The sequence below is a fragment of the Rhodococcus shunpengi genome (genome assembly GCF_048381395.1).
In the GTDB taxonomy this organism is placed as follows: Bacteria; Actinomycetota; Actinomycetes; order Mycobacteriales; family Mycobacteriaceae; genus Rhodococcus.
This window is the reverse complement of record NZ_JBLWIU010000032.1, coordinates 225,001-245,813: the sequence shown is the minus strand read 5'-3', so window position 1 is coordinate 245,813 and position 20,813 is coordinate 225,001. Positions and strand designations below refer to the sequence as shown.

General features: G+C 69.3%; 22 protein-coding genes, 1 tRNA gene and 1 riboswitch. Of the genes, 13 read left to right on the top strand and 10 right to left on the bottom strand.

All coding sequences use genetic code 11. The features are described 5' to 3' along the window. Positions 1–80: 80 nt before the first annotated feature. Both purB and ACNJ7K_RS19655 read right to left on the bottom strand, forming a co-directional pair. A complete protein-coding gene (purB, locus tag ACNJ7K_RS19660) occupies positions 81–1,502 on the bottom strand; it encodes an adenylosuccinate lyase (protein ID WP_016693981.1) in 1,422 nt (473 codons plus the stop codon). Between the two features lie 44 nt (positions 1,503–1,546). Next, a complete protein-coding gene (locus ACNJ7K_RS19655; RefSeq protein ID WP_006551864.1) occupies positions 1,547–2,161 on the bottom strand; it encodes a TetR/AcrR family transcriptional regulator in 615 nt (204 codons plus the stop codon). A gap of 145 nt (positions 2,162–2,306) precedes the next feature. Between ACNJ7K_RS19655 and ACNJ7K_RS19650 the strand changes: the two genes are divergently transcribed. Next, complete coding sequence (locus ACNJ7K_RS19650; RefSeq protein ID WP_230788309.1) at positions 2,307–3,950, top strand: GMC oxidoreductase; 1,644 nt, start codon at positions 2,307–2,309, stop codon at positions 3,948–3,950. On the opposite strand, the gene ACNJ7K_RS19645 is transcribed toward ACNJ7K_RS19650, so the two are convergent. From ACNJ7K_RS19645 to ACNJ7K_RS19630, 4 genes are all read right to left on the bottom strand, one after another. Continuing rightward, positions 3,951–5,126, bottom strand: a complete 1,176-nt coding sequence (locus ACNJ7K_RS19645; RefSeq protein WP_230788310.1) for a pyridoxal phosphate-dependent aminotransferase — start codon at positions 5,124–5,126, stop codon at positions 3,951–3,953. It abuts the gene before it with no gap. Between the two features lie 31 nt (positions 5,127–5,157). Continuing rightward, a complete protein-coding gene (locus ACNJ7K_RS19640) occupies positions 5,158–6,939 on the bottom strand; it encodes a CocE/NonD family hydrolase (RefSeq protein ID WP_225623718.1) in 1,782 nt (593 codons plus the stop codon). 84 nt (positions 6,940–7,023) lie between these two features. Continuing rightward, a complete protein-coding gene (gene purD, locus ACNJ7K_RS19635; protein WP_230788312.1) occupies positions 7,024–8,277 on the bottom strand; it encodes a phosphoribosylamine--glycine ligase in 1,254 nt (417 codons plus the stop codon). A gap of 10 nt (positions 8,278–8,287) precedes the next feature. Then, positions 8,288–8,953: a nucleoside/nucleotide kinase family protein gene (locus tag ACNJ7K_RS19630; RefSeq protein WP_120281410.1), complete on the bottom strand. Its 666-nt coding sequence runs from the start codon at positions 8,951–8,953 to the stop codon at positions 8,288–8,290. A gap of 132 nt (positions 8,954–9,085) precedes the next feature. On the opposite strand from ACNJ7K_RS19630, the gene ACNJ7K_RS19625 reads away from it, so the two are divergent. The 4 genes from ACNJ7K_RS19625 to ACNJ7K_RS19610 are packed head-to-tail and all read left to right on the top strand — an operon-like array spanning position 9,086 to position 12,722. Next, a complete protein-coding gene (locus tag ACNJ7K_RS19625) occupies positions 9,086–10,195 on the top strand; it encodes a serine hydrolase (protein WP_120281409.1) in 1,110 nt (369 codons plus the stop codon). After that, positions 10,192–10,692 carry an ArsR/SmtB family transcription factor gene (locus ACNJ7K_RS19620; protein WP_225623717.1) on the top strand — a complete coding sequence of 167 codons (501 nt, stop codon included), beginning with the start codon at positions 10,192–10,194 and terminating at the stop codon, positions 10,690–10,692. The genes ACNJ7K_RS19625 and ACNJ7K_RS19620 overlap by 4 nt, the downstream gene beginning before the upstream one ends. 25 nt (positions 10,693–10,717) lie before the next feature. Then, the gene (locus ACNJ7K_RS19615; RefSeq protein ID WP_059382450.1) at positions 10,718–11,143 is read left to right on the top strand and encodes an HIT family protein; all 426 of its coding nucleotides are present in this window, start codon (positions 10,718–10,720) and stop codon (positions 11,141–11,143) included. A gap of 58 nt (positions 11,144–11,201) precedes the next feature. Next, positions 11,202–12,722, top strand: a complete 1,521-nt coding sequence (locus ACNJ7K_RS19610; RefSeq protein ID WP_230788314.1) for an MDR family MFS transporter — start codon at positions 11,202–11,204, stop codon at positions 12,720–12,722. Positions 12,723–12,747: 25 nt separating this feature from the next. Here ACNJ7K_RS19610 and ACNJ7K_RS19605 read toward each other — a convergent pair whose 3' ends face one another. Next, positions 12,748–13,848: an alpha/beta hydrolase gene (locus ACNJ7K_RS19605; RefSeq protein WP_230788315.1), complete on the bottom strand. Its 1,101-nt coding sequence runs from the start codon at positions 13,846–13,848 to the stop codon at positions 12,748–12,750. Between the two features lie 147 nt (positions 13,849–13,995). Here ACNJ7K_RS19605 and ACNJ7K_RS19600 point away from each other — a divergent pair, with 147 nt between their 5' ends. The 3 genes from ACNJ7K_RS19600 (at position 13,996) to ACNJ7K_RS19590 (ending at position 15,548) form a co-directional block, all read left to right on the top strand. Beyond that, entirely contained in the window at positions 13,996–14,202 is a 207-nt protein-coding gene (locus ACNJ7K_RS19600) for a hypothetical protein (RefSeq protein WP_159416732.1), read from the top strand. Positions 14,203–14,242: 40 nt separating this feature from the next. Continuing rightward, positions 14,243–14,308: riboswitch (guanidine-III (ykkC-III) riboswitch) on the top strand. Positions 14,309–14,321: 13 nt separating this feature from the next. Continuing rightward, positions 14,322–14,636, top strand: a complete 315-nt coding sequence (locus tag ACNJ7K_RS19595) for a DMT family transporter (RefSeq protein WP_120281406.1) — start codon at positions 14,322–14,324, stop codon at positions 14,634–14,636. 81 nt (positions 14,637–14,717) lie between these two features. Then, positions 14,718–15,548: an ABC transporter gene (locus ACNJ7K_RS19590; RefSeq protein ID WP_159416733.1), complete on the top strand. Its 831-nt coding sequence runs from the start codon at positions 14,718–14,720 to the stop codon at positions 15,546–15,548. Positions 15,549–15,563: 15 nt separating this feature from the next. Here the strand turns inward: ACNJ7K_RS19590 and ACNJ7K_RS19585 are convergent, their stop codons facing one another. Both ACNJ7K_RS19585 and ACNJ7K_RS19580 read right to left on the bottom strand, forming a co-directional pair. Then, the gene (locus tag ACNJ7K_RS19585; protein WP_159416734.1) at positions 15,564–16,433 is read right to left on the bottom strand and encodes a ribokinase; all 870 of its coding nucleotides are present in this window, start codon (positions 16,431–16,433) and stop codon (positions 15,564–15,566) included. A 44-nt stretch (positions 16,434–16,477) separates the two neighbouring features. Next, on the bottom strand, positions 16,478–17,089 hold the full coding sequence (locus tag ACNJ7K_RS19580) for a TetR/AcrR family transcriptional regulator (RefSeq protein WP_159416735.1): 612 nt from the start codon (positions 17,087–17,089) through the stop codon (positions 16,478–16,480). 134 nt (positions 17,090–17,223) lie between these two features. On the opposite strand from ACNJ7K_RS19580, the gene ACNJ7K_RS19575 reads away from it, so the two are divergent. The 4 genes from ACNJ7K_RS19575 to ACNJ7K_RS19560 all read left to right on the top strand — a co-directional run bounded on the left by ACNJ7K_RS19575 (position 17,224) and on the right by ACNJ7K_RS19560 (position 18,843). Continuing rightward, complete coding sequence (locus tag ACNJ7K_RS19575; RefSeq protein ID WP_159416736.1) at positions 17,224–17,697, top strand: YflT domain-containing protein; 474 nt, start codon at positions 17,224–17,226, stop codon at positions 17,695–17,697. A gap of 180 nt (positions 17,698–17,877) precedes the next feature. Beyond that, positions 17,878–18,120, top strand: coding sequence for a hypothetical protein (locus ACNJ7K_RS19570; RefSeq protein ID WP_026061175.1), 243 nt, complete (start codon positions 17,878–17,880; stop codon positions 18,118–18,120). Between the two features lie 122 nt (positions 18,121–18,242). Continuing rightward, positions 18,243–18,470, top strand: coding sequence for a hypothetical protein (locus ACNJ7K_RS19565; protein ID WP_159416737.1), 228 nt, complete (start codon positions 18,243–18,245; stop codon positions 18,468–18,470). Positions 18,471–18,555: 85 nt separating this feature from the next. Next, positions 18,556–18,843 (top strand): hypothetical protein, encoded by a 288-nt coding sequence (locus ACNJ7K_RS19560; RefSeq protein WP_159416738.1) that lies wholly within the window; start codon positions 18,556–18,558, stop codon positions 18,841–18,843. Positions 18,844–18,875: 32 nt separating this feature from the next. On the opposite strand, the gene ACNJ7K_RS19555 is transcribed toward ACNJ7K_RS19560, so the two are convergent. Next, a tRNA-Thr gene (locus ACNJ7K_RS19555) sits at positions 18,876–18,950 on the bottom strand. A 145-nt stretch (positions 18,951–19,095) separates the two neighbouring features. Here ACNJ7K_RS19555 and ACNJ7K_RS19550 point away from each other — a divergent pair. Then, positions 19,096–20,805: a threonine/serine exporter family protein gene (locus ACNJ7K_RS19550; protein WP_159416739.1), complete on the top strand. Its 1,710-nt coding sequence runs from the start codon at positions 19,096–19,098 to the stop codon at positions 20,803–20,805. Positions 20,806–20,813 lie beyond the last annotated feature (8 nt).

Here is a 20,813-nt window from a genome sequence, read left to right as displayed (position 1 = left end):
TTCTCCCCTGCTGATACCGCCACCCCCATCGGACACTCCCCCCGGCAGTCGGTTCCCGTGATTCCTGTCGAATCGGCTTCCTACAGAATCGGCGCCGGCGTGTACTTCGCTGCTTCCGGATACTGCGTTACGAGGTCCTGCACCGCCGCGACGACCGCTTCGACCTGCGCGACCGCTGCTCCGGCGAAGACCTCCCGGTCGGCCAGTGCCGCGTCGAGCGCGGCGCGGTCGAGCGGAAGTCGGTCGTCGGCGGCGAGACGGTCGAGCAGATCGGGTTCGCGGCCCTCCTCGCGCATCGCGAGTGCGACGGAGACCGCGTGCTCCTTGATGACCTCGTGTGCGGTCTCGCGACCCACCCCGGCCCGGACCGCGGCCATGAGGACCTTGGTCGTCGCGAGGAACGGCAGGTACCGCACGAGTTCCTTCTCGATCACCGCCGGGTAGGCACCGAACTCGGCGAGGACCGTCAGGAAGGTCTCCATCTGGCCGTCGATCGCGAAGAAGGCGTCGGGCAGGGCCACACGCCGGACGACCGAGCAGAAGACGTCGCCCTCGTTCCACTGCGCGCCGGCGAGTTCGGCGGCCATCGACGCGTACCCGCGCAGGACGACCTGCAGGCCGTCGACGCGCTCGCACGAGCGGGTGTTCATCTTGTGCGGCATGGCGGACGACCCCACCTGGCCGGGCTGGAAGCCCTCGGTGACGAGTTCGTGGCCGGCCATGAGCCGGATGGTGTGGGCGAACGACGCGGGGCCGGCGCCGACCTGCACGAGCGCGGAGAGCACGTCGTGGTCGAGCGAACGCGGGTAGACCTGGCCGACGCTGGTGAAGACGTTCGCGAAGCCGAGATGCTGCGCGACCTTCTGCTCGAGCTGCGCGAGCTTGGCGGAATCACCGCCGAGCAGGTCGAGCATGTCCTGTGCGGTGCCCATGGGGCCCTTGATCCCGCGCAGGGGGTAGCGGGCGATCAGTTCCCGGACGCGCTGCAGCGCGATGAGCAGCTCGTCGGCGGCCGACGCGAAACGCTTGCCGAGGGTGGTGGCCTGCGCCGCGACGTTGTGCGAGCGACCGGCCATGACGAGCGAGGCGTACTCGGTGGCGCGCTCGGCGAGGCGCGCGGCCACGGCGACACCGTGGGAGTGGACGTGCTCGAGCGACCGCAGGATCTGCAGCTGCTCGACGTTCTCGGTGAGGTCGCGGCTGGTCATGCCCTTGTGGACGTGCTCGTGACCGGCGAGGGCGTTGAACTCCTCGATGCGGGCCTTGACGTCGTGACGGGTGACGCGTTCGCGCTGCGCGATGGACTCGAGGTCGACCTGCTCGACCACGCGTTCGTAGTCGGCGATCGCCTCGGCGGGAACGTCGATCCCGAGTTCGGCCTGCGCCCGCAGCACCGCGAGCCACAGCTGCCGCTCGAGCACGATCTTGTACTCGGGCGACCACAGGTCCCGGAGTTCGGGGCTGGCGTAGCGGGTGGCGAGGACGTTGGGGATGTGGCTCACACAAGTGAGTTTACGGTCCGGGTCTGCTCCCACATTCCCCGACCTCAATCCTCGACCGGGGGCGCGACGGTCTCGACGACGTCGAGCAGGATGCCGCGCGCGAGCGAGCGCGGGTCGGGATCGAGCTCGCCCAGTCCGCCGAGGACCGCGCCGTCCACGACCGCCACGAGCCGGCGCACCTCGCGGGGTCGCACCGATCGGCAGCAGCGTTCGAGCAGGTCGGTGAGCAGATGGTCGATCTGTTCACGCATGCGGACCTGCACGTCGCGCAGTTCCGGATAGCGGGCCGTGGCGACGCACCGCTCGTACCGGGAGATCAGGCGTTCGCGGTCGATGCCGCCGTCGCAGTCCCGCGGTCCGATGAGCAGTTCGACGATGAGATCGGCCGTGCCCTCGAGGCTGCGCGGGAGCGGCTCGATGTCGCGGACGCGCTCGCGCATCGCGTCGAGTTCCCGCTCGCTGTTGTAGTCGACCGCGCATGCGACGAGGTCGTCGAGCGATTCGAAGTAGTAGGTGGTCGACGCGAGCGGCAGGCCCGCGCGGGTGGCGACGGCCCGGTGCCGGACGGCGTCGATCCCCCCTTCGAGGATGAGGTCGGCCGCTGCCTCGACCAGCGCCTGACGGCGCCGTTCGCCCTTCGGGGTCGCAGCAATCGACACCTTCTCATGGTGACAGTCCCGAGCGTCTCACCAGGGGAAAACGGAATTGGAGACCAACCGGTACCATTGCGCCCGCCCGCGCGTGTCGAGTCCTCGGCGGGCGCCGCCCCGCGAGTAGGTCATCGAACGATCGGAGCCGTACCGGATGAGACGTCGACGCTTTCTGCAGGCATCGCTTCTCGGGACCGCCCTGGCGGGTGCCGGCGCCGCGGCCCCGGGCCTGTCCGGTCTCGGCCTCCCGCGTGCGGATGCGCTGCCCGTCGGGGTCGACGAGTACCGCCGTCTCGTGCCCGAACTGTTCGTTCCGCCGCCCGCCCCGCCGGCGCATTCCGAGGTCGTCGTGGTGGGCTCCGGTTTCGGTGCGAGCGTCGCCGCGCTGCGCCTGGCCGAGGCCGGCAACCGGGTCACGATGCTCGAGCGCGGCATGCGCTGGCCCCGCGACCCGCACCGCGAGATCTTCACGACCGACCTGCTCGCCGATGGTCGCGGCTACCACCACCGCACCCATTTCACCGGGCCGACGGGCATCCCGGTGGTGTGCGACGACTTCGCCGGCGTCCTCGACGTGGTCGACTACCCGAACATATCGGTGTGGCGCGGCGCCGCGGTGGGCGGCGGATCGATCGTGTTCACCGGGGTGATGATCGCTCCCGAACGGCACTTCTTCGAGCACGTCTTCGGCGGACGTCTGTCCTACGACGAGATGACGTCCACCTGGTACCCGAAGGTGCGCTCGATGCTGCGCCTCGACCCGATGCCCGACGACATCTACAACGCCGCCGAGTTCACGCATTCGCGGCGGTGGGACGACGACGCGCGCGCCGCCGGTTACAGCCCGCACCGCATCGACGGCATCTGGGACTGGGACGTCGTGCGCGCCGAACTCGCCGGCTCGGTCCGCCGGTCGGCCGTCGCGGGCGAGAGCAATCTCGGCAACTCGAACGGCGCGAAGTTCGATCTCACGCAGAACTACATCCCGGCGGCCGAGGCCACCGGGCGCACCCTGGTGTGCCACGGTCACCGGGTGCTTGCGATCGGTCAGGACGGCGACGGCCGCTACCGGCTCGACGTGCAGGCCGTCGACCCGACGGGGGCGGTGCTGCGCACCACCACGATCACGTGCGACCGCCTCGTCCTCGGCGCCGGATCGATCGGCACCACCGAACTGCTCGTCAAGGCCCGGCACACCGGTTCGCTGCCGAACCTCGACGAGCGTGTCGGCCGGGGCTGGGGCACCAACGGCGACGCGGTGCTCGTCCGCTCGTTCGCGCTCACCGAAGGTTTCGGCGGCGACCAGGGCGCGCCGTCGGCGTCGCGGATCGTCGACGAGTCCGGTCTGCCGCTGAGCCTCGAGAACTGGTTCGTCGCGGGCACCGCGAAGGACGTCGGGATGCTCGCCTCCCTCGGCATGACCCTCGACCCCACCCGCGCCGACTTCGCGTACGACCCGGGTGCCGATCGGGCGGTTGTGAACTGGCCGGCCGGTGGCGAACGCGAGAGCGTCGACGCCCTGCGGGCCGTGCACAACGCGATGGCACAGGCCGGTGGCACGATCCCGGGCGCATCGCCGATGGCCGAGGACGTCAACGCGACCTTCACTGCGCATCCGCTCGGCGGTGCGGTGCTCGGCGAGGCGACCGACGATTACGGCCGCGTGCACGGCCATCCCGGTCTCTACGTCGTCGACGGCGCGCTGATCCCGGGCAGCACCGGCACCGCCAACCCGTCGCTGACCATCGCGGCGCTGGCCGAACGGAACATCGCGCGGATCATCGCCGACGGGCGGTGATCACGAGACGGGCAGCCATCCCGCCAGCCGGTCGAGCGCCGCGGTGATGTCGGCGGTCGATCCCGCGAACGACAGTCGCACGGTGCCGTCGCCGCGCACGGTGTCGAAGTCGACGCCCGGTGCGAGCGCGAGACCGGTGTCGTGCAGCAGCCGGGCGCACCACGCTGTCGAGTTCTCCCCGTCGAGAAGATGCCCGATATCGGCGTACACGTAGAACGCTCCGTCGGCCGGTGCGAGTTTCGTGATGCCGAGGTCCGGCAGTCCTTCGAGCAGCAGTTCCCGGTTCACGGCGTAGCGGGAGACGTGCCCGTCGAGTTCGGTGCGGGCCTCGGTGCCGAACGCCTCGATCGCCGCGAACTGGGAGATCGACGGCGGGCACACCGTCATGTTCGACGCGAGTCGCTGCAGGGCCGGCCGCATCCTCTCGGGGGCGAGCATCCAGCCGAGCCGCCAGCCGGTCATCGAGAAGTACTTCGACACCGAGCCGATCACTACGGATTCGCGGGAGGTCGCCCAGGCCGTGGAGGTCGCGGGTGAGCCGGGCGTATCGAATTCGATGCCGTGATAGATCTCGTCGGAGACGAGCAGGCTGCCGTGCTCGTCGCACCAGCGTGCGAGCGCCGCGAGTTCGGACGGTTCGATCATCGTGCCGGTCGGGTTGGCGGGGCTGGCGACGACGATTCCCGCGGGCGGAGCGTCGAGTTCCTCGAGCATCGCGACGGTGGGCTGGTAGCGGGTCTGTGGGCCGCAGTCGAGTTCGACGACGCGACAGCCGAGCGCGGCGAGGGTGTTGCGGTAGGCCGGGTAGCCCGGGCGGGCGACGACCACGGTGTCGCCGACGTCGAAGGCCGCGAGGAACACCAGGGTGAAGGCGCCGGACGAGCCGGTGGTGACGACGACGTCGTCCGCGTCGACGTCGATGCCGTACTTGTGGCGGTGGTACGCCGCGATCTCCTCGCGTAGCGGCAGGATGCCGAAGGTCTCCGTGTAACCCAGCAGTTCGGCGTCGATCGCGAGGTTGGCGGCGCGGAGCACGGGAGCGGGTGCGGGGGTCGACGGTTGTCCGGCGGCGAGACTCAGGACGTCGCCGTGGGAGCGCTGCCGCTCGGCGGCCGCCTTCCACACATCCATGACATGGAACGTCTCGATACCGGAGCGTTGGGATTCGGGGCGCACGTCGACGACGGTAGTACGCCCGCGTCGTTCGTCAGAGCCGGACGCGCTGAAGTCGGGTGAGGGCGCCCCACGCGATCGGATAGTCCTGACGATCGACGACCTTCACGGGCGCGACCTCCGCGTCGGTGGCCGCCTCGTCGGCTTCCGGCTCCGGCTGCGGCACGATGGGCAACAGCAGATGGGAGTCGAACTGTCCGCCGGCGTGCACGATGTGGAAGCCCTTGTTGATGGTGCGGTCGTGCCCGACGCGCGGGTTCTCGTCGAGGTCGTGGCCGGCGATGACGAGCACGAGGCTCGATCCGGCCTCGAAGAAGGTGCTGTGCGGCATGATCTCGATGTCGACCGGCACGATCTGCTCGGGCAGCAACGGCCAGTACTTCGTCCGGTCGTGGACGGGCCGGTAGGCGGTGGAGGCCTCCGGGTCCAGCGCCCGCCGCGAGACCCGCATCCATCCGTGGGCGACGAATCCCTTCTCGTAGCCGCCGTGGCCTTCGAACCACACGTCGCGGCCGTGCTCGTCGCGCTTGGCCAGCCCGACGAACAGGTCCATGTCGTTGGCGTCCTTCGCCTGCACCCACAGACGTAGCGCCGCGTGGCCGGTGATCTCGGTGTCCTCGTCGAAGGTGTGGGTGAAGACGAGTTCGTCGCCCGCGACGGGGAAGGTGCGGCGGAACTGGCGGCTCTCGCACGGGGTGGTGCTCAGGTCGGCGTTCGCGTGGTCGAGGTGGAGTGCGACGTAACGGGTGTCGGGGACCGGCCACTCGGACTCGAGGCGTTCGGAATAGGTCCGCAGGTCGTGGCGGGTCTCGAGGCGGATGCGCGGGGTGTCCTCGAAGCCGTTGTCCTCCTCCTTGAGGAAGCGGTCGAAGAATCGTCGCTGGTAGTCGAGGGCCTCGTTGCCGTAGAAGGTCTGCCACATCTTCCGGCCGTGGGTGTAGAGCCACTTGTGCTCCGACCCGATGCGGCGGTAGCCCTCGACCGAACCGCGGGCCCGCGGACCCTGATCGGACCACGAGACCCCGACCAGGGCGGGCACGGTGATGTCCTCGAGCCGGGGCGGCGGAGCGACGTGGCGGAAGAAGTCGGGGAACCGGCGCAGCAGCCACGGGGTGAACCGCCGGAGAGAGGCGGCACCGCAGCGGGCCCCCGTGTTCATCGCGCTGTACCAGAACGCGCTGTAACGGGTCTCGGGGATGCCGCCCTGGGTAAGGATGTCGCGGCAGGGATCGCTCACCCCCTCCCAGGGCGCGATGGCCGCGAGACCGGGCGGATCGAGCGCGGCGGTGTACCACTGCAGCGTGGCGAGATAGTCGGCACCGGCGAGGCCGACCCGGCCGTTGCTCCACTCCTGATCGCCGGCCCATTCCACGACGGAGGCGCAGTCGAGCGCGGCCCGGCCGAGCAGCAGTCGGGGACGTCCGCCGCTGGCGTGGTAACCGCGCATGTCCGCGACGACGAGGACGTAACCGCGAGGAACCCAGTAGGCGGGGTCGGGCGCTTCGAAGGAGGTGCAGTCGCTGATCTCGAGATCGCCGACGTGGTTGCCGGATTCGGCGAGTTCGTCGAAGTCGACGGGATAACGGTCGACACCGGCGTCCTTGCCGTAGGGGGTGACGGTGACCAGCACGGGGCAGCGCTCCTGCGCACCGGAGCCGGCAGGGCGGTAGACGTCGGCTCTCAGTACGGTGCCGTCGCCCGTCCGGATGGGCACGTCGCGCTCGACGAGGACGTCGTCCGGCAACCCGTGGACGACGACGTGGTGGTGCCGTAGCGGTGTCGGGTCCAGCGTCGGCGTTCGTCTTCGAGAAACCATGCAGTCACCCCTGGCGGCATCAAAGATGCACCGAGTGTGCAACATACACCCGGTAGGTGCAAGGTGAAGGACGAGGGTGAGACGCTAGACCGAGATCCGGCCCTCGACGGCCGCCAGACCGATGTCGCGGCGGAAGTGACCGCCCGGCAGCTTCACATCGGTGAGCCGATCATAGGCAGCCTCGCGCGCGGATGCGAGATCGGCACCCACACCGATCACGTTGAGCACGCGTCCACCTGCGGAGACCAGCGCGCCGTCCTCGCGGCGCCTGGTGCCGGCGTGCAGCACCGTGTCGCCCTCGGCGCCGGTGATCACGTCGCCGGTGCGCGGAGTGGACGGGTAGTACTCGGCGGCGAGCACCACTGTCACCGCGGCGCCGTCCTTCCAGCGCAGCGGCGGGAGCTCGGCGAGCGTACCGGTGGCGACCGCGTTCAGGGCCTCGCCCAGCGGGGACTCGAGCAGGGCGAGCACGGCCTGGGTCTCCGGGTCGCCGAAACGGCAGTTGAACTCGACCACGGCCGGGCCCCCGGCACCCATCGCCAGACCCGCGTAGAGCAGTCCGGAGAAACCGCATCCGCGGCGCACCATCTCGGCCGCGACGGGCTCGACGACCTCGGAGACGATCCGCTCGACGCTGCCCTCGGGCAGCCACGGCAGCGGAGTGTAGGCGCCCATGCCGCCGGTGTTGGGGCCGGTGTCGCCCTCGCCGACGCGCTTGTGGTCCTGCGCCGGGAGCAGCGGCACGACCGTCTCGCCGTCGACGAGGCAGAACAGCGAGACCTCGGGGCCGTCGAGGAAGGACTCCAGCAGGACGGGGTGCCCGTTCTCGAGGATCTCGGCGGCGTGGTCGCGGGCGGCGGCGCGCTCGGTGGTGACGACGACGCCCTTACCGGCAGCGAGACCGTCGTCCTTGACCACCCAGGTCGGTCCGAACCGGTCGAGCGCTTCGTCGAGGGTCGCGGGAGTGTCGACGACCTCGCTGTGGGCGGTGCGCACACCGGCGGCGGCCATGACGTCCTTCGCGAATGCCTTCGATCCCTCGATGCGTGCGGCAGCGGCCGACGGCCCGAAGCAGGGGATACCCGCGGCGCGGACGGCGTCGGCGACACCGAGGACGAGCGGAACCTCGGGTCCGATGACGACGAGGTCGGCCTTCTGCTCGGTGGCGAGGGCGACGACGCTGTCGGCGGAAGCCGCGTCGACGGGGAACAGCTCGGCGACGTTCGCGATACCGGGGTTGCCCGGCGCGGCCAGCACGGCGGTCACGCCGGGGTCGCGGGACAGGGCGAGAGCAAGAGCATGTTCACGGGCACCGGAGCCGATAACGAGTACGCGCACGCAGGACAGACTACGGGACCGGTCTCCACACGAGATCGGCGCGGGAGCGCGTGCGCTGGACGGCTTCCGCATTGGGCAGATCGACGGTCCGCACCCATTCGCGTGCTCCGTCGTCGTCCCGTCCGTGGTGGCGGTGCCGGCGCACGAGACGTCGGGTGAGCGTGCGGCGGGGTGCGTCGATGTAGATGACGAGGTCGAGCAGTGGGCGGATGTGTTCCCATCCTCCGGTCTCGAACATCAGGTAGTTGCCCTCGGTGACGATCACCCGCGCGTCGGCCGGCACGGCGTGCACCGCCGCGATCGGTTCGTCGAGCGGCCGGGAGAAATCCGGGGCGTAGATCGTTTCGCCGCGGCACTGCCGCACCCGGCTCAGCATGTCGCGGAAGCCGGCGACGTCGAAGGTGTCGGGCGCTCCCTTCCGGTCCCGCGCGCCGAAGGTGTCGAGTTGCCGGTTGGACAGGTGGTAGCCGTCCATCGGCACCTGCCCGGTGGAGACCCCCGCGCACCGGAGGGCGTAGACGAGCAGCGCCGCGGCGCGACTCTTCCCGGCGCCCGGCGGCCCGCACAGACCGACCACCGTGCGCCGATCCGCAGGGAGTCCCACAAGGACGTGTGTGACGAGTTCGTCCACGAGCACGCGCAGCGGCGCTTCCCGCGCACTCCCGTCACCTCCCATGAGCCCGACGATACGACCGCCCGCGACCGTCGGAGTCGCGGTGAGCTCTCGACACGCCCACCCGACCGGTCTATCGTTATTTCGTAAGTTCGAAATTACGAACTAACAACCTCGACACGGACGGATATCGCCATGCCGAACAGGATCGGAACCACCCTCGCCGCGACGAGCGTCGTGATCGCGCTCGCCGGATGCGGACAGACCGGACCGTCGGAACCCGACGTCGCCGCACCTTCCGGCGCCGGGACCTCCGCACCGACCGGTGAATGCGCGCCCACCCCCGCCGCCGACGTGACCACCGCCGAAGGCTGGATCGGCTACCTCGCCGAGAACTTCGACACGGTCGCCATCGCGGTCGACGACGGCAACGGCGGGACCTTCGAACAACGACCCGACGAACGGCAACCGCTCGCGTCGGCCGTGAAGGTCGTGCATCTCGCCGCCTACGCCCGCGCCGTCGCAGCCGGTGAACTCTCCCCCGACGAGCGCGTACCGCTCGCCGACTGGGAACGCTGGCATCTCCCCGACACCGACGGCGGCGCACACCCCCGGGCTCTCGAACGGCTCGGTGTGAACGACCCGGAGGACACCGTCACCCTCGACGAGATGGTGTCGGCGATGATCCAGGAGAGCGACAACGCGGTCCCCGACTACCTGCGCGACCGGCTCGGCGACGACGCCCTGCGCGAGGCCGCCGCCCAGGGCGGCTGGGACGACTTCACACCGCCGACGATGCTCGGCAACACGCTCGCGCTGCTCGACCCGACGCTCGACGACTCGTCGGCGGTCTGGGACGCCGCGCGCCGCTACGCCTCCGACCCCGCCTACCGCGTCGAAGCGGTGCAGCGCCCCTTGCCGGAGGATCTGTTCGCCCGGGTCGACCGCGTCCAGCGCTTCGACAACACCGGCTCGGCCGCCGAACTCAGCGCCCTGCATCGCGCGATCGCCGACGGTTCGTTCGGTGCCGGCAGCGACCTCGCGCGCACCCACCTCGAATGGCAACCGTCCACGGTTCCGGGATTCGAGGGAGTCGGATTCAAGGGCGGCAGCCTGCCCGGCATCCTCACCGACGCGGTCACCTTCCGCCGCGACGACGGCACGATCGCGACCACGGTGATGCTCGCGTCCGGCATGTCGGACAGTGACTATGCGGGAGCCCTCGAATCGTTCGCCCACCAGGAGATGCTCGCCGCGGCAGCGAACGATCCCGATTTTCTCGAGCGGATACGCTGCGCGATGTGAGCGACGGCGACGTGAACGACGAGTACGAGGCCCGTCTCGCGGATCTCGAACGCCGTGTGCGGATCCTCGAGGGCGACGCGACCCGCCCGGGCACCGGGGACGGTCCCGCGGCGGACGTGGCGGCGGGCACCGGGTCCGTGACCTACGGGGGCGCGGTCTCCCTGCACGGGAACGTCCGCTGGAACATCGAGTACGACGCGGGCGCATCCCTCGCACTCGATCCCGTTCCCGTCGCCGCCGTCCTCGACGCCCTGGGCAACCCGGCGCGACTGGCGATCGTGCGGACCCTGCTGCGCGGTCCCGCCACCGCCACCGAACTGCAGGAGGCCACCGACCTCACGTCGACCGGTCGGCTCTACCACCATCTCCGTGCCCTGTCGGCTGCGCGCGTGGTCGAACAGGAGAGCCGCAACCGCTACCGGATCGCGCCGGAGAAGGTCGTGCCGCTGTTGGTCCTCACCGTCGCGGCGGCCGATGTCGGGGAACAGCTCCGGTGAACACGGTGTCCCTTATCCTCCCGGTATGACTTCCGTGTTCAGCAAGATCATCGCCGGTGAACTGCCGGGCCGTTTCGTCTGGCAGGACGACGACGTCGTCTCGTTCCTGACCATCAACCCCTTCACCGAGGGGCACGTGCTGGTCGTGCCGCGGCAGGAGGTCGACCACTGGCAGAGCGTGGACGACGACCTGTGGGCGAAGGTGAACGACGTCGCCCGCATCCTCGGCCGCGCCGTCACTGCCGCCTTCGACGCCCCGCGCGCCGGCCTGATGATCGCCGGCCTGGAGGTCCCCCACCTGCACCTGCACGTCTTCCCGGCCTACTCCCTCGGCGACTTCGATTTCGCGACGGCCGAGAAGGATCCCTCCCCCGAATCGCTCGACCGCGCGCAGCAGAAGATCAAGGACGCGCTGCGCGAGCAGGGTCACGGCGAGCACGTCCCGGACTGATCTCCGGCGGGCGGGATATCGGCGGAACAATTCCGACCGGTATCCCGTTGAGTTCCTCGTGTCTTCTACTCCACCGAGTTCCCCAGCTACTCCACCGAGTTCCCCAGCCCCGGCGGGTACGACCGAGCCGCAGGCCGCTGCCGCACCGCGCGCCGGTCTGCTGATCGCCGTTCTCGTCGGGGCCGCATTCGTCGTCATCCTCAACGAGACGATCATGAGCGTCGCGCTGCCGAAGCTGATGGTCGAGTTCGACGTCGGCGCAGCCACCGCCCAATGGCTCACCACGGCGTTCATGCTGACCATGGCCGTCGTCATCCCGATCACGGGTTACCTGCTCACCCGGCTGTCGCTGCGCACGGTCTTCGCGATCGCGATGGGCAGCTTCCTGCTCGGCACCCTGATCGCCGCGAGCGCACCGATCTTCTCGGTCCTCGTGCTGGGTCGTGTCGTCCAGGCCGTGGGCACCGCGGTGATGTTGCCGTTGCTGTTCACGACGGTGCTCAACCTGGTTCCCGCCGATCGTCGCGGACGCACGATGGGCGTGATCTCGATCGTCATCGCGGTCGCGCCCGCGGTCGGCCCGACCATCGGTGGCGTCGTGCTCGACCAGCTGAGCTGGCGGTGGATGTTCTGGCTGGTGCTGCCGATCGCCGTCGTCGCGACGGCACTCGGCCTGAGCTGGATCCGCAACGTCACCGAACCGGTCGCGGTTCCGCTCGACGCGCCGTCGGTGGTGTTGTCGGCCCTCGGGTTCAGCGGTCTCGTCTTCGGCCTGAGCAGTCTCGGTGAGGCCGCCGAGGGCGATCCGCTCATGCCGCCGTGGCTGCCGCTGGTCGTCGGCATCGCGTCGCTGACGGCCTTCGTCCTGCGTCAGATCCGCCTCGGCGACAGCGCTCTGCTGGACATGCGCGCGTTCCGCACCCCGGCGTTCTCGCTCGCGGTCGCACTCGTGTCCGTGAGCATGATGTCGCTGTTCGGCACCCTCATCCTGCTGCCGATCTACCTGCAGAGCGTGCTGGGTCAGTCGACGCTGACCACCGGCCTGATGCTGCTGCCCGGTGGTCTGGTCATGGGTCTGCTCGGCTACATCGTCGGACGCCTGTTCGACCGGTTCGGTCCGCGGCCGCTCGTCGCACCGGGCGCGATCATCGCCTGCGTCGCGATGTGGGGCATGACGACCTTCGATGCCACCACCACGATCGGCACGGTCATCGCGTGGCACGTGCTGCTCAACATCGGGCTCGCGTTGATGTTCTCGCCGCTGCTGACCTCGGCGCTCGGAGCACTGCCGCGGCGGCTGTACTCCCACGGCAGTGCCATCGTCAGCACGATGCAGCAGGTCGCCGGCGCTGCTGGTACGGCGTTGTTCATCACGGTGCTGACCCGCACGAGCGTCGCGGGCGCCGAGAGCGCGGGCGATCCCGCCGCTGCGCTCGCGGACGGTGTCCACGGCGCTTTCACGTGGGGCGCGGTGATCGCGGTGATCGCGGTCGTCGGCTCGCTGTTCGTCCGACGGGCCCCTGAGCCCGAGGCGGATGCGGTGGAGGTGTCGGTCCCCGAGACCGCCGGAACGCATTAGCCGGCAGTACACACCGGCCCGGCAATCACGCGCCGGTCGTCACGACTTCCTGTTCGACGGGAAGCGTGGCGGCCGGCGCGTCGCTGTCCGCACACGGTTCGCGGAGGAAGTCGTCCAGTTCGGCCCACGAGGTATCGCGCGCGGCGCTGCCGGTGAGCATGCCGAGGTGCGTTCCCGGGACGCGGACGAAGCGCACCTGCGTGCCGACGAGCAGCCTCGTGACGGGCTCGACCGCCGGGACAGGGGCGAGCACGTCGTCCTCGCCGCCGAACGCGAGCACCGGCACCGTGACGTCGGCGAGGTCGACGACCCGGTCGCCGAGGTGCAGACGTCCGGTGGCGAGTTCGTTGTCGATGGTCACGCTCGTCGCGAGCTGGTGGAACACGCGTCCCGCGTAGCCGTGGATCTCGTCCTGGAACCGGTCGACGCGTTCCATCCGCGCGAGCGTCTCCGCGTCGGCGAGGTGCGTCGCAACGAACCACGGACGCTGGATCTCGCGTTCGATCGCGGTGAGACGGTAGGCCGTGCGGACGATGGGTGCGGGTACGCCACCGAAGACGGCGTCGAGCAGGCCGAGTGCGGGCTCGGCGACGAACCGGCCGACGAGCCGGGGCAGCGCCATCAGCGGGATCGCGGAATAGTCGAGTGGACTGCCGAATGCCGTCAGCGACCGCATCGGCAGGTCGGGATGCGCCGCGGCGGTGAGCATCGCCAGCGTGCCGCCGATGCTCCACGCTACGACGTCCACCTCGCGGTTCCCGCACAGTTCGGACGTGCGGGCGATCGCTTCGGGGATGACGTCGTCGATCCAGAACTCGAGGCCGAGGTCGCGGTCGTCGGAGGTCATCTCGCCGTATTCGACGAGGAAGACGCTGCGGCCGAGCTCGAGCAGGTGCTCGACGAGACTGCGGCCGGGCATCAGGTCGAAGCAGGTGGGCGACGCGGCGAGCGGGGTCACGAGCAGCACCGGCGGACCGGCGTTCTCCGGGCCGAAGCGACGCAGCGTCCGGTGGCGACCGTCCCCGACGACCACCGAGGGAGTGCGATGGGGCGGCGCGATTCCGTCGGCGACGAACAAAGACCACGCGTTCCGCGCGGCCTTCCCGACCACGTCCGTGATCCCCATGTGTGACTCCTCCCCGAGTCGGCATACCTGCTTGTTGCGCGTGCTCACGATAGTCGTGGGACGTCGGGGCCCGCGCACCGGACGAACCGGACGGCACGACGACCCGCCTCGGAGAACCTGTCCGACGGCAGTGCTATCAAGTGGTGCATGACGTGCTCACAGTGCAACCACGATCTCGACCACTGCCACGGCACCCTCGTGATCCACGCCGATACTCGGGTCGACTGCACCGAACCCGACTGCGTCGACTTCGAGATCGTGCGGCACACCCTCGTTCTCGACTGCACCGAACTGCACGGCGGATGCTCGTGCACGGTGATTGCGCAGGAATCACAGCTGCTGCGCGTGTCCTGAGCAATTTGCCAATACTCGCCCGGGATTCCTAACCTCGACAGAGGTGGCCGCCGGTCGGCCTCCCGGACGAGCGCACCGTACCCGGCCAGCGACAAGACGGTGCAGGAGCGTTGTACGTCATGGCCTGGATCGTTCTCGTCCTCTCCGGTGTGCTCGAAGCCGTGTGGGCCACGGCCCTCGGCAGATCTGCCGGTTTCAGCCGGCTCACCCCGACACTGGTGTTCGTCGTCGCTCTCGTCCTGAGCATGGCCGGGCTCGCGTATGCCCTGCGCACCCTACCGGTCGGGACGTCCTACGCGATCTGGGTGGGTATCGGCGCCGCTCTCACGGTCGGATATGCGATGGTCACCGGCACCGAGGCCGCCTCGCTGCTGAAGCTCGCACTGATCGCGGGCATCGTGCTGTGCGTCGTCGGCCTCAAACTCGTGCACTGACCTTCTCGGACACCGACCTTCTCGGACACCGACCTTCTCGGACACCGACGTTCTGGAGCACTGACCGTTACAGTCGGTTCCATGAACCTCGGGTCCGTACTCGTGATGCCGGTGCGTGTGGGTCTGACCGCCGCCGAGGCCGCCCTGAGCGTCGCCGAGACGGTCGTCGGCACAGTGCGGGTCGCGGTGTCGCCCACCACCTACTCCGCACTCGGCGCGGTCGGCCTGCCCGACACCCGCAGTTCGGTGGGTCTGCTGCAGCAGATCTCGAAGCTCACGTCGGAGGACCGCGGACTCGGTCACGCGCTGCGTCCCGGTGGTCCCCTCGACCGGTTGCTCGCGCCGGGTGGTCCCGTGGATCGGCTCACCGAGCCGGGTGGCCTGCTCGATCGGTTGCTCGAACCGGGCGGACCCGTCGACCGGCTCACCGCACCGGGTGGTCCCCTCGACCGGATCCTCGCCGACGACGGTGCCCTCGACCGCCTCGTGTCGGAAGGGGGTCTGCTCGATCGCCTCACCGCGCACGACGGCCCGCTCGAGCGGCTGCTCGCCCAGGACGGGGCGGTGGAGCGGCTCACCGCACCGGGCGGCATCGTCGACGTGGCGATCCGGCCCGGCGGGGTCGTCGAGCGGGCTCTCGCCCAGGGCGGCGTCCTCGACGTCCTGCTCTCCGAACAGGGCGCCCTCGAACGACTGCTCGCCGAGGGCGGTCCGCTCGATCAGATCGTCTCGCTCTCGGAGACACTCGCGCATCTCACGCCCGGCATCTCGCAGATGAACGCGAGCATCGACATGCTGCAGGAAACGGTCGAGCTGCTGCGCGGGGCCGTCGGTCCGCTCGGCGACCTCGCCGGCCGCCTTCCCGGGCGTTGGCTGCGCAGCGGCAAGGGCGAACTGCTTCCGCCGCCCTGACGCGGTTCCGCCGTTTCAGCGATCGGAGCGACGGGATGCGACCAGTCGGGCAGCGTCGGCCGAGGCCCGGCGCGCTGCCGCGAACAGATCATCCCCCGTGCCGAGCAACGCGGCGAGCGTGCCGGCGAAATGATCGCCGGCCCCCGTCGTGTCGACGACGTCGACCTGCGGGACCCGCAGATGTTCGATCGCGTCCTCGGTTCCGACCACGACGTCCTCCCCACCCCGGGTGATCACCACGGTGTGCACCTGTTCGAGCAGGCGGGTCACGATCTCGTCGAAGGGGGTCCCTGCGGGAAGACCCGCGTAGTGCAGGGCTTCCTGCTCGTTGAGCACGAGCGGATCGGCACCGGCGAGGACGTGTTCGTCCAGGTCGATCACCGGGCTCGGGTTGAGCACGAACCGGCGGTCGTGATCGCGCGCCCACTGGGCGGCGGCCCAGGTCACCGCGGGGAGCAGTTCGAGTTGGGTGAGCACCACCGCGGGATCGAGGGCATCGAGTGCGGTGGTCACGTCCTCGGCCTTCAGCAGCGAATTGGCCTCGGGAACGACGACGATCCGGTTCTGCCCGTCGTCGGAGACGATGATGACGGCCCGACCGGTCGGCCCCGGTGTGGTGCGCAGATGGGAGGTGTCGACCCCGGCCCTCTGTTGCACGCCGCGCAGCACGTCGGCGGCATGATCGCTGCCCACCGCGCCGACGATGGCGGTGGGAGCCAGCCGGGCAGCACCGATGGCCTGGTTCGCGCCCTTGCCTCCCGGATAGGTGCGCAGATGCCGGCCGAGTACCGTCTCGCCCTCTTCGGGAGCACGTGCCACGACGACCGTCAGGTCGAGGTTCAGCGATCCCACGACCGCCACCACGCATCGACTCGACTCGGTCACGGGTCGAGCCTACGACCGATCGACCCGCGGGTGCGGACCTACGATCACTGTCCCTTCGTGTCCGGTTCCAGTTCGGGGCAGACGATGTGGACCACCTCATCAGCCCAGGACTCCCCCACCTCGCCGTGACGCAGATAGGCGCCGAGATACGCGCCGACGAGCATCGAGACGGCGGTGTCGACGTCGATGTCCTTGCGGACCGCGCCGGACTCGATGGCGGTGCGGAGCACGTCGGCGACGACCTCGCTCCGGGCATTGATGATCTCGCGGATCGGCTCGGTGAACTCGGGTTCCTGGTCGGTGAGCAGTGCGCCGACACTGCCCATGCCCACCTCGTTCGACAGTCCGCGACGGATCAGCTCGAGGGTCCACTTGACGCGGTCGTAGACGCACAACCCGTCTGGAACGCACGGTGAGGCGACCTGCGAGTGCAATGCCGCGTCGAGGATCTCCTCGCGGTTCGCGTAGCGCCGGTAGATCGTCGTCTTCGCGACGCCCGACAGCGCCGCGACCGCCTCGACGGTGACGCGGTTGGGTCCGTGAAGGCGCAGGATCTCGAGCGCGGCCTTCACGATGCGTGCGTCGGTCCCGGCACGCTCCTTGACGGGGCGCCGCGACGTCAGGGCCACGGACTCCGTCTCGACCTCGCCCACCATGTCTACATCCTCCTCGCGCGGGCATACACCCGCAGGATTCCCGAGTCTCCCCGAAAAGGCGACCCCGAATCAAACACTACGAAACGATACGCTACGATGAGCGTATCGTTCCAATCGTCGACGAAGGGGAACGCATGACAGATATCTACACACCGACACCCGGGCACTACACCGACTCCGAAACCGTCCTCGAGAGCTATCGCACCTACGACGCCGTCGAGCGGGCCATCGACCACCTGTCCGACGAAGGCTTTCCCGTCGAATACCTGCGGGTCGTGGGCCAGGGAGTCACCACCGTCGAACACATCGAAGGCCGCATGACCAACGGCAAGGCCGCCCTTCGCGGCGCCGCCGCAGGCGTCTGGACGGGCTTGCTCTTCGGTCTGCTCCTGGCACTGCTCCTGCCCGCCACCGGCATGGCCACCGTGATCCTCGCCGCTGTCGTCTTCGGCGCGGTATGGGGCGGATCACTCGGCTTCTTCACCCACTGGAGCACCGGGGGACGCCGCGACTTCGTCTCGAGAAAGAGCATCGAGGCCTCGCGCTACGACCTCATGGTCGATTCCGAGTTCGTCGATCAGGCGCGCGAGAAGCTCGCACTGCGCTGACCGACCATTGTTTCTCCGATTCGAGAACCTCTTCGCCCACGCCGCAAGGCGTGGGCGAAGTCGTTTCCACAGGAAAGAACAACGCAAAAGGGATGTTTCGCCCGAATCTCCACATTCGTCCGATGCGGATAATCCGTGTTTGCCCGGTCATTTCTTTCCACTGATGGCATGATTCGAGTTATGGCCGGATCGTCGAATACTCCCCCGAAGCCTGCTGTGGGCTCGAAGGTCGTCGTACGCGCGGGTGTCGCGGGCGACAAGGCCTGTCCCGGCACGATCGTCGAAGACTTCGGTCCTGCACAGGAAGCCGTGGGCGACAAGCTGGGTCGCGACTGGGCGCCCGTGCGCCGCTGGGCTGTGGCACTCGACGACGGACGGCTGATATTCGTCGATATGGACGCATTCGAATCCTCGAAGTCCTGATATCCGATCCAATTCGTCACTTCCGTATTCACACGCCCCTGCAGTGACATGTGAGGGGTGAAATGCCGGGTGAACTGCACCGGATCCGTTAACGCTCGGTGTGCCCGAACCGTTCTCCGGATATGACATGGATCGGTTGGCCGCTGCTCGGATGGTTCACGGCATCCTCGGTGGTCGCCCTCGTATTCGGCCGCGTCGCCGCGGCCCGCGACCTTCACGAGGCGCCGCGCACGATCGCGCCGGTGATCGACCTGTCCGACCGCCGAGCACTCCGCCTCGGTGAACACCACCGGCCGGAGCAGGACGGCAACGGCCCGGCAACCCTCCCGGAGCCCTATCTTCCGATGTAAGTTGTCCTTCTCGCCTTCGACGGGACAGGGATCCGGTCCGGGCGAACACCCGCCCGTGCATGTGTGCCTCCCGGATCGAGGGACGATGACCGCAGACCGCCTCACCCCGGTCCCGCCCCGCAACGGCGCCGGGAACACGGCACTGATCTCGGGGATCGTCGCGCTCGTCTTCGCCTTCGTACCCGTCATCGGCGACTTCGTCGCGATCCCGGCAGGTCTGGTCGCAGTGGTGTGCGGATGGATCGGTCTCGAACGGGTCGACAAGGGTACGGCGACGCACCGTCGCGAAGCTCTGATCGGTGCCTGTCTGGGCGCTGCGGCACTGTTCGCCGTATTCGTGGTCTTCGCAGCGGTTCACAGCAGCACCGGATGAAACAGGCCCGCGCGGTACGCGACGGGCCCTACTGGAGCCCCCTGTCAGGATTGAACTGACGACCGCTCGCTTACAAGGCGAGTGCTCTACCACTGAGCTAAGGAGGCACAGAACTCGACGGTCGCGGACGACGCGTGAGCGACGCCATCATATAGCGCGTCACACTCCCGGCGCGCACCCACCCGCCTTCGTTACGGTGGATTGCATGCCCACCCTCCCCGTTTCCCCCAGCCGTACCGGAGGCCGCGGACGGTGAGCCGCTTCGACGACTTCCTCGATCGGGTTCTCGGTACCCGCCGCGCGACCATCGACGCGGTCACCGAGGCGCCCGCGCCACTGCAGCCGATCGATCTGACCGACGATGCAGTGGTCGCCGAGGCGCTCGACGTCGCCGTGCGTGTCGGCGAGGTTCTGCTCGCCTCGGGCACCGGCGCGATCGACACCGCCGAACAGGTGCGGTTCGTCGCCGCCACCTACGGTCTGGCGCAGTGCGACGTCGACGTCACCTACAACTCGATCGTGCTGTCCGCCTATCGCGGACCGACCATGCCGCCGTCGAGCACGATGCGGGTGGTGCACTACCGCTCGATGGACTTCACGCGACTCGCGGCCGTCGACCGTCTGACCCGCCGCATCCGCCGCGACGCGATCTCCCCGGCGCAGGCGCACGAAGAACTGCTCGCCATCACCACCAAGGCGCATCCGTACAACCGCTGGGTGGCGACGATCGCGTGGTCGGCAATGGCGGCCTCGATCTCCGTGCTCCTCGGCGGCGACGCGCTGGTCGCCCTCGTCGCCTTCGGTTCGACGTTCGTGATCGACCGCGTCAACCGCAAACTGAACGCGGCCGGGTTGCCGTTCTTCTTCCAGCATCTGGTGGGCGGCATCGTCGCGACGGCCCCGGCGATCACGCTGTACGGGATACGGGAGACGATCGGGATCGAAGTGTCACCGGGACTGATCATCGCGGCCGGCGTGACGGTGCTGCTGTCCGGTCTGTCGCTCGTGGGTTCGGTGCAGGACGCCATCACCGGTGCCCCCATCACGGCGTCGGCGCGTTTCTTCGAAGTGCTGATGATGACGGGCGGCATCATCGCGGGCGTCGCAACGACCCTGCGGGTCGCGTCGGTGTTCGGCGCCGAACTCCCTCTCATCAGTTACGAGGCACTCCCCGACCTCACACAGCTGCCGACGAAGATCCTCGCCGGTGCCGCAGCGGCGTTGTTCTACGCCCTCGCCTGCTACGCCGAACGTCGCGCTCTCACGGTCGCCGCGCTCGCCGGCGCCACCGGCAGCCTCGGCTACCAGCTCGCGCTCGGGCTGTCGCTCGGCCCGATCATCTCGTCGGCGCTGGCCGCGACCGTCATCGGTTTCGCCGGTGGTCTGATGGCCCGCCGCGCGCTCACACCACCGCTGGTCGTCGCGGTCGCCGGCATCACGCCGCTGCTACCCGGTCTCGCCCTCTATCGCGGCCTGTACGCGATGCTCCGCAATCAGATGGCCACCGGCATGACGGCGCTGTTCTCGGCGTTCGGTATCGGGTGCGCGCTCGCCGCGGGTGTCACGCTCGGGGAATGGCTCGCCCGCCGCACCCGCAACCCGCGCGGTGTCCTCCGCGTCGGTGCGCTGCGTCGCCCGCAGCTGCGGCGTATCCCCCGGATCCGGCTCGACAAGAACCGCCCGGTGTGGCGTCCGGCGCCCGGCCCCGCCACGGGTCCCATCCCGGTGGGATCGCTGCACACCGGCCCGATACCCACAGCTCCCGGGACGGGCCCCCTCGCGACGGGACCGATCGCGACCGGCCCGATACCCACGGGCCCGATCGCGTCGGGTCCGCTGGCCACGGGCCCGATCCCCGTCGCTTCGCACGGGTCGTCGTCGGGCCGGGAGGCAGGATCGTCCGTACAGACGACGAGAGCCACGCTGCGCTTTCGGCGCGGGCGTGACTCTCGGCGGATCTGACGGAAGCG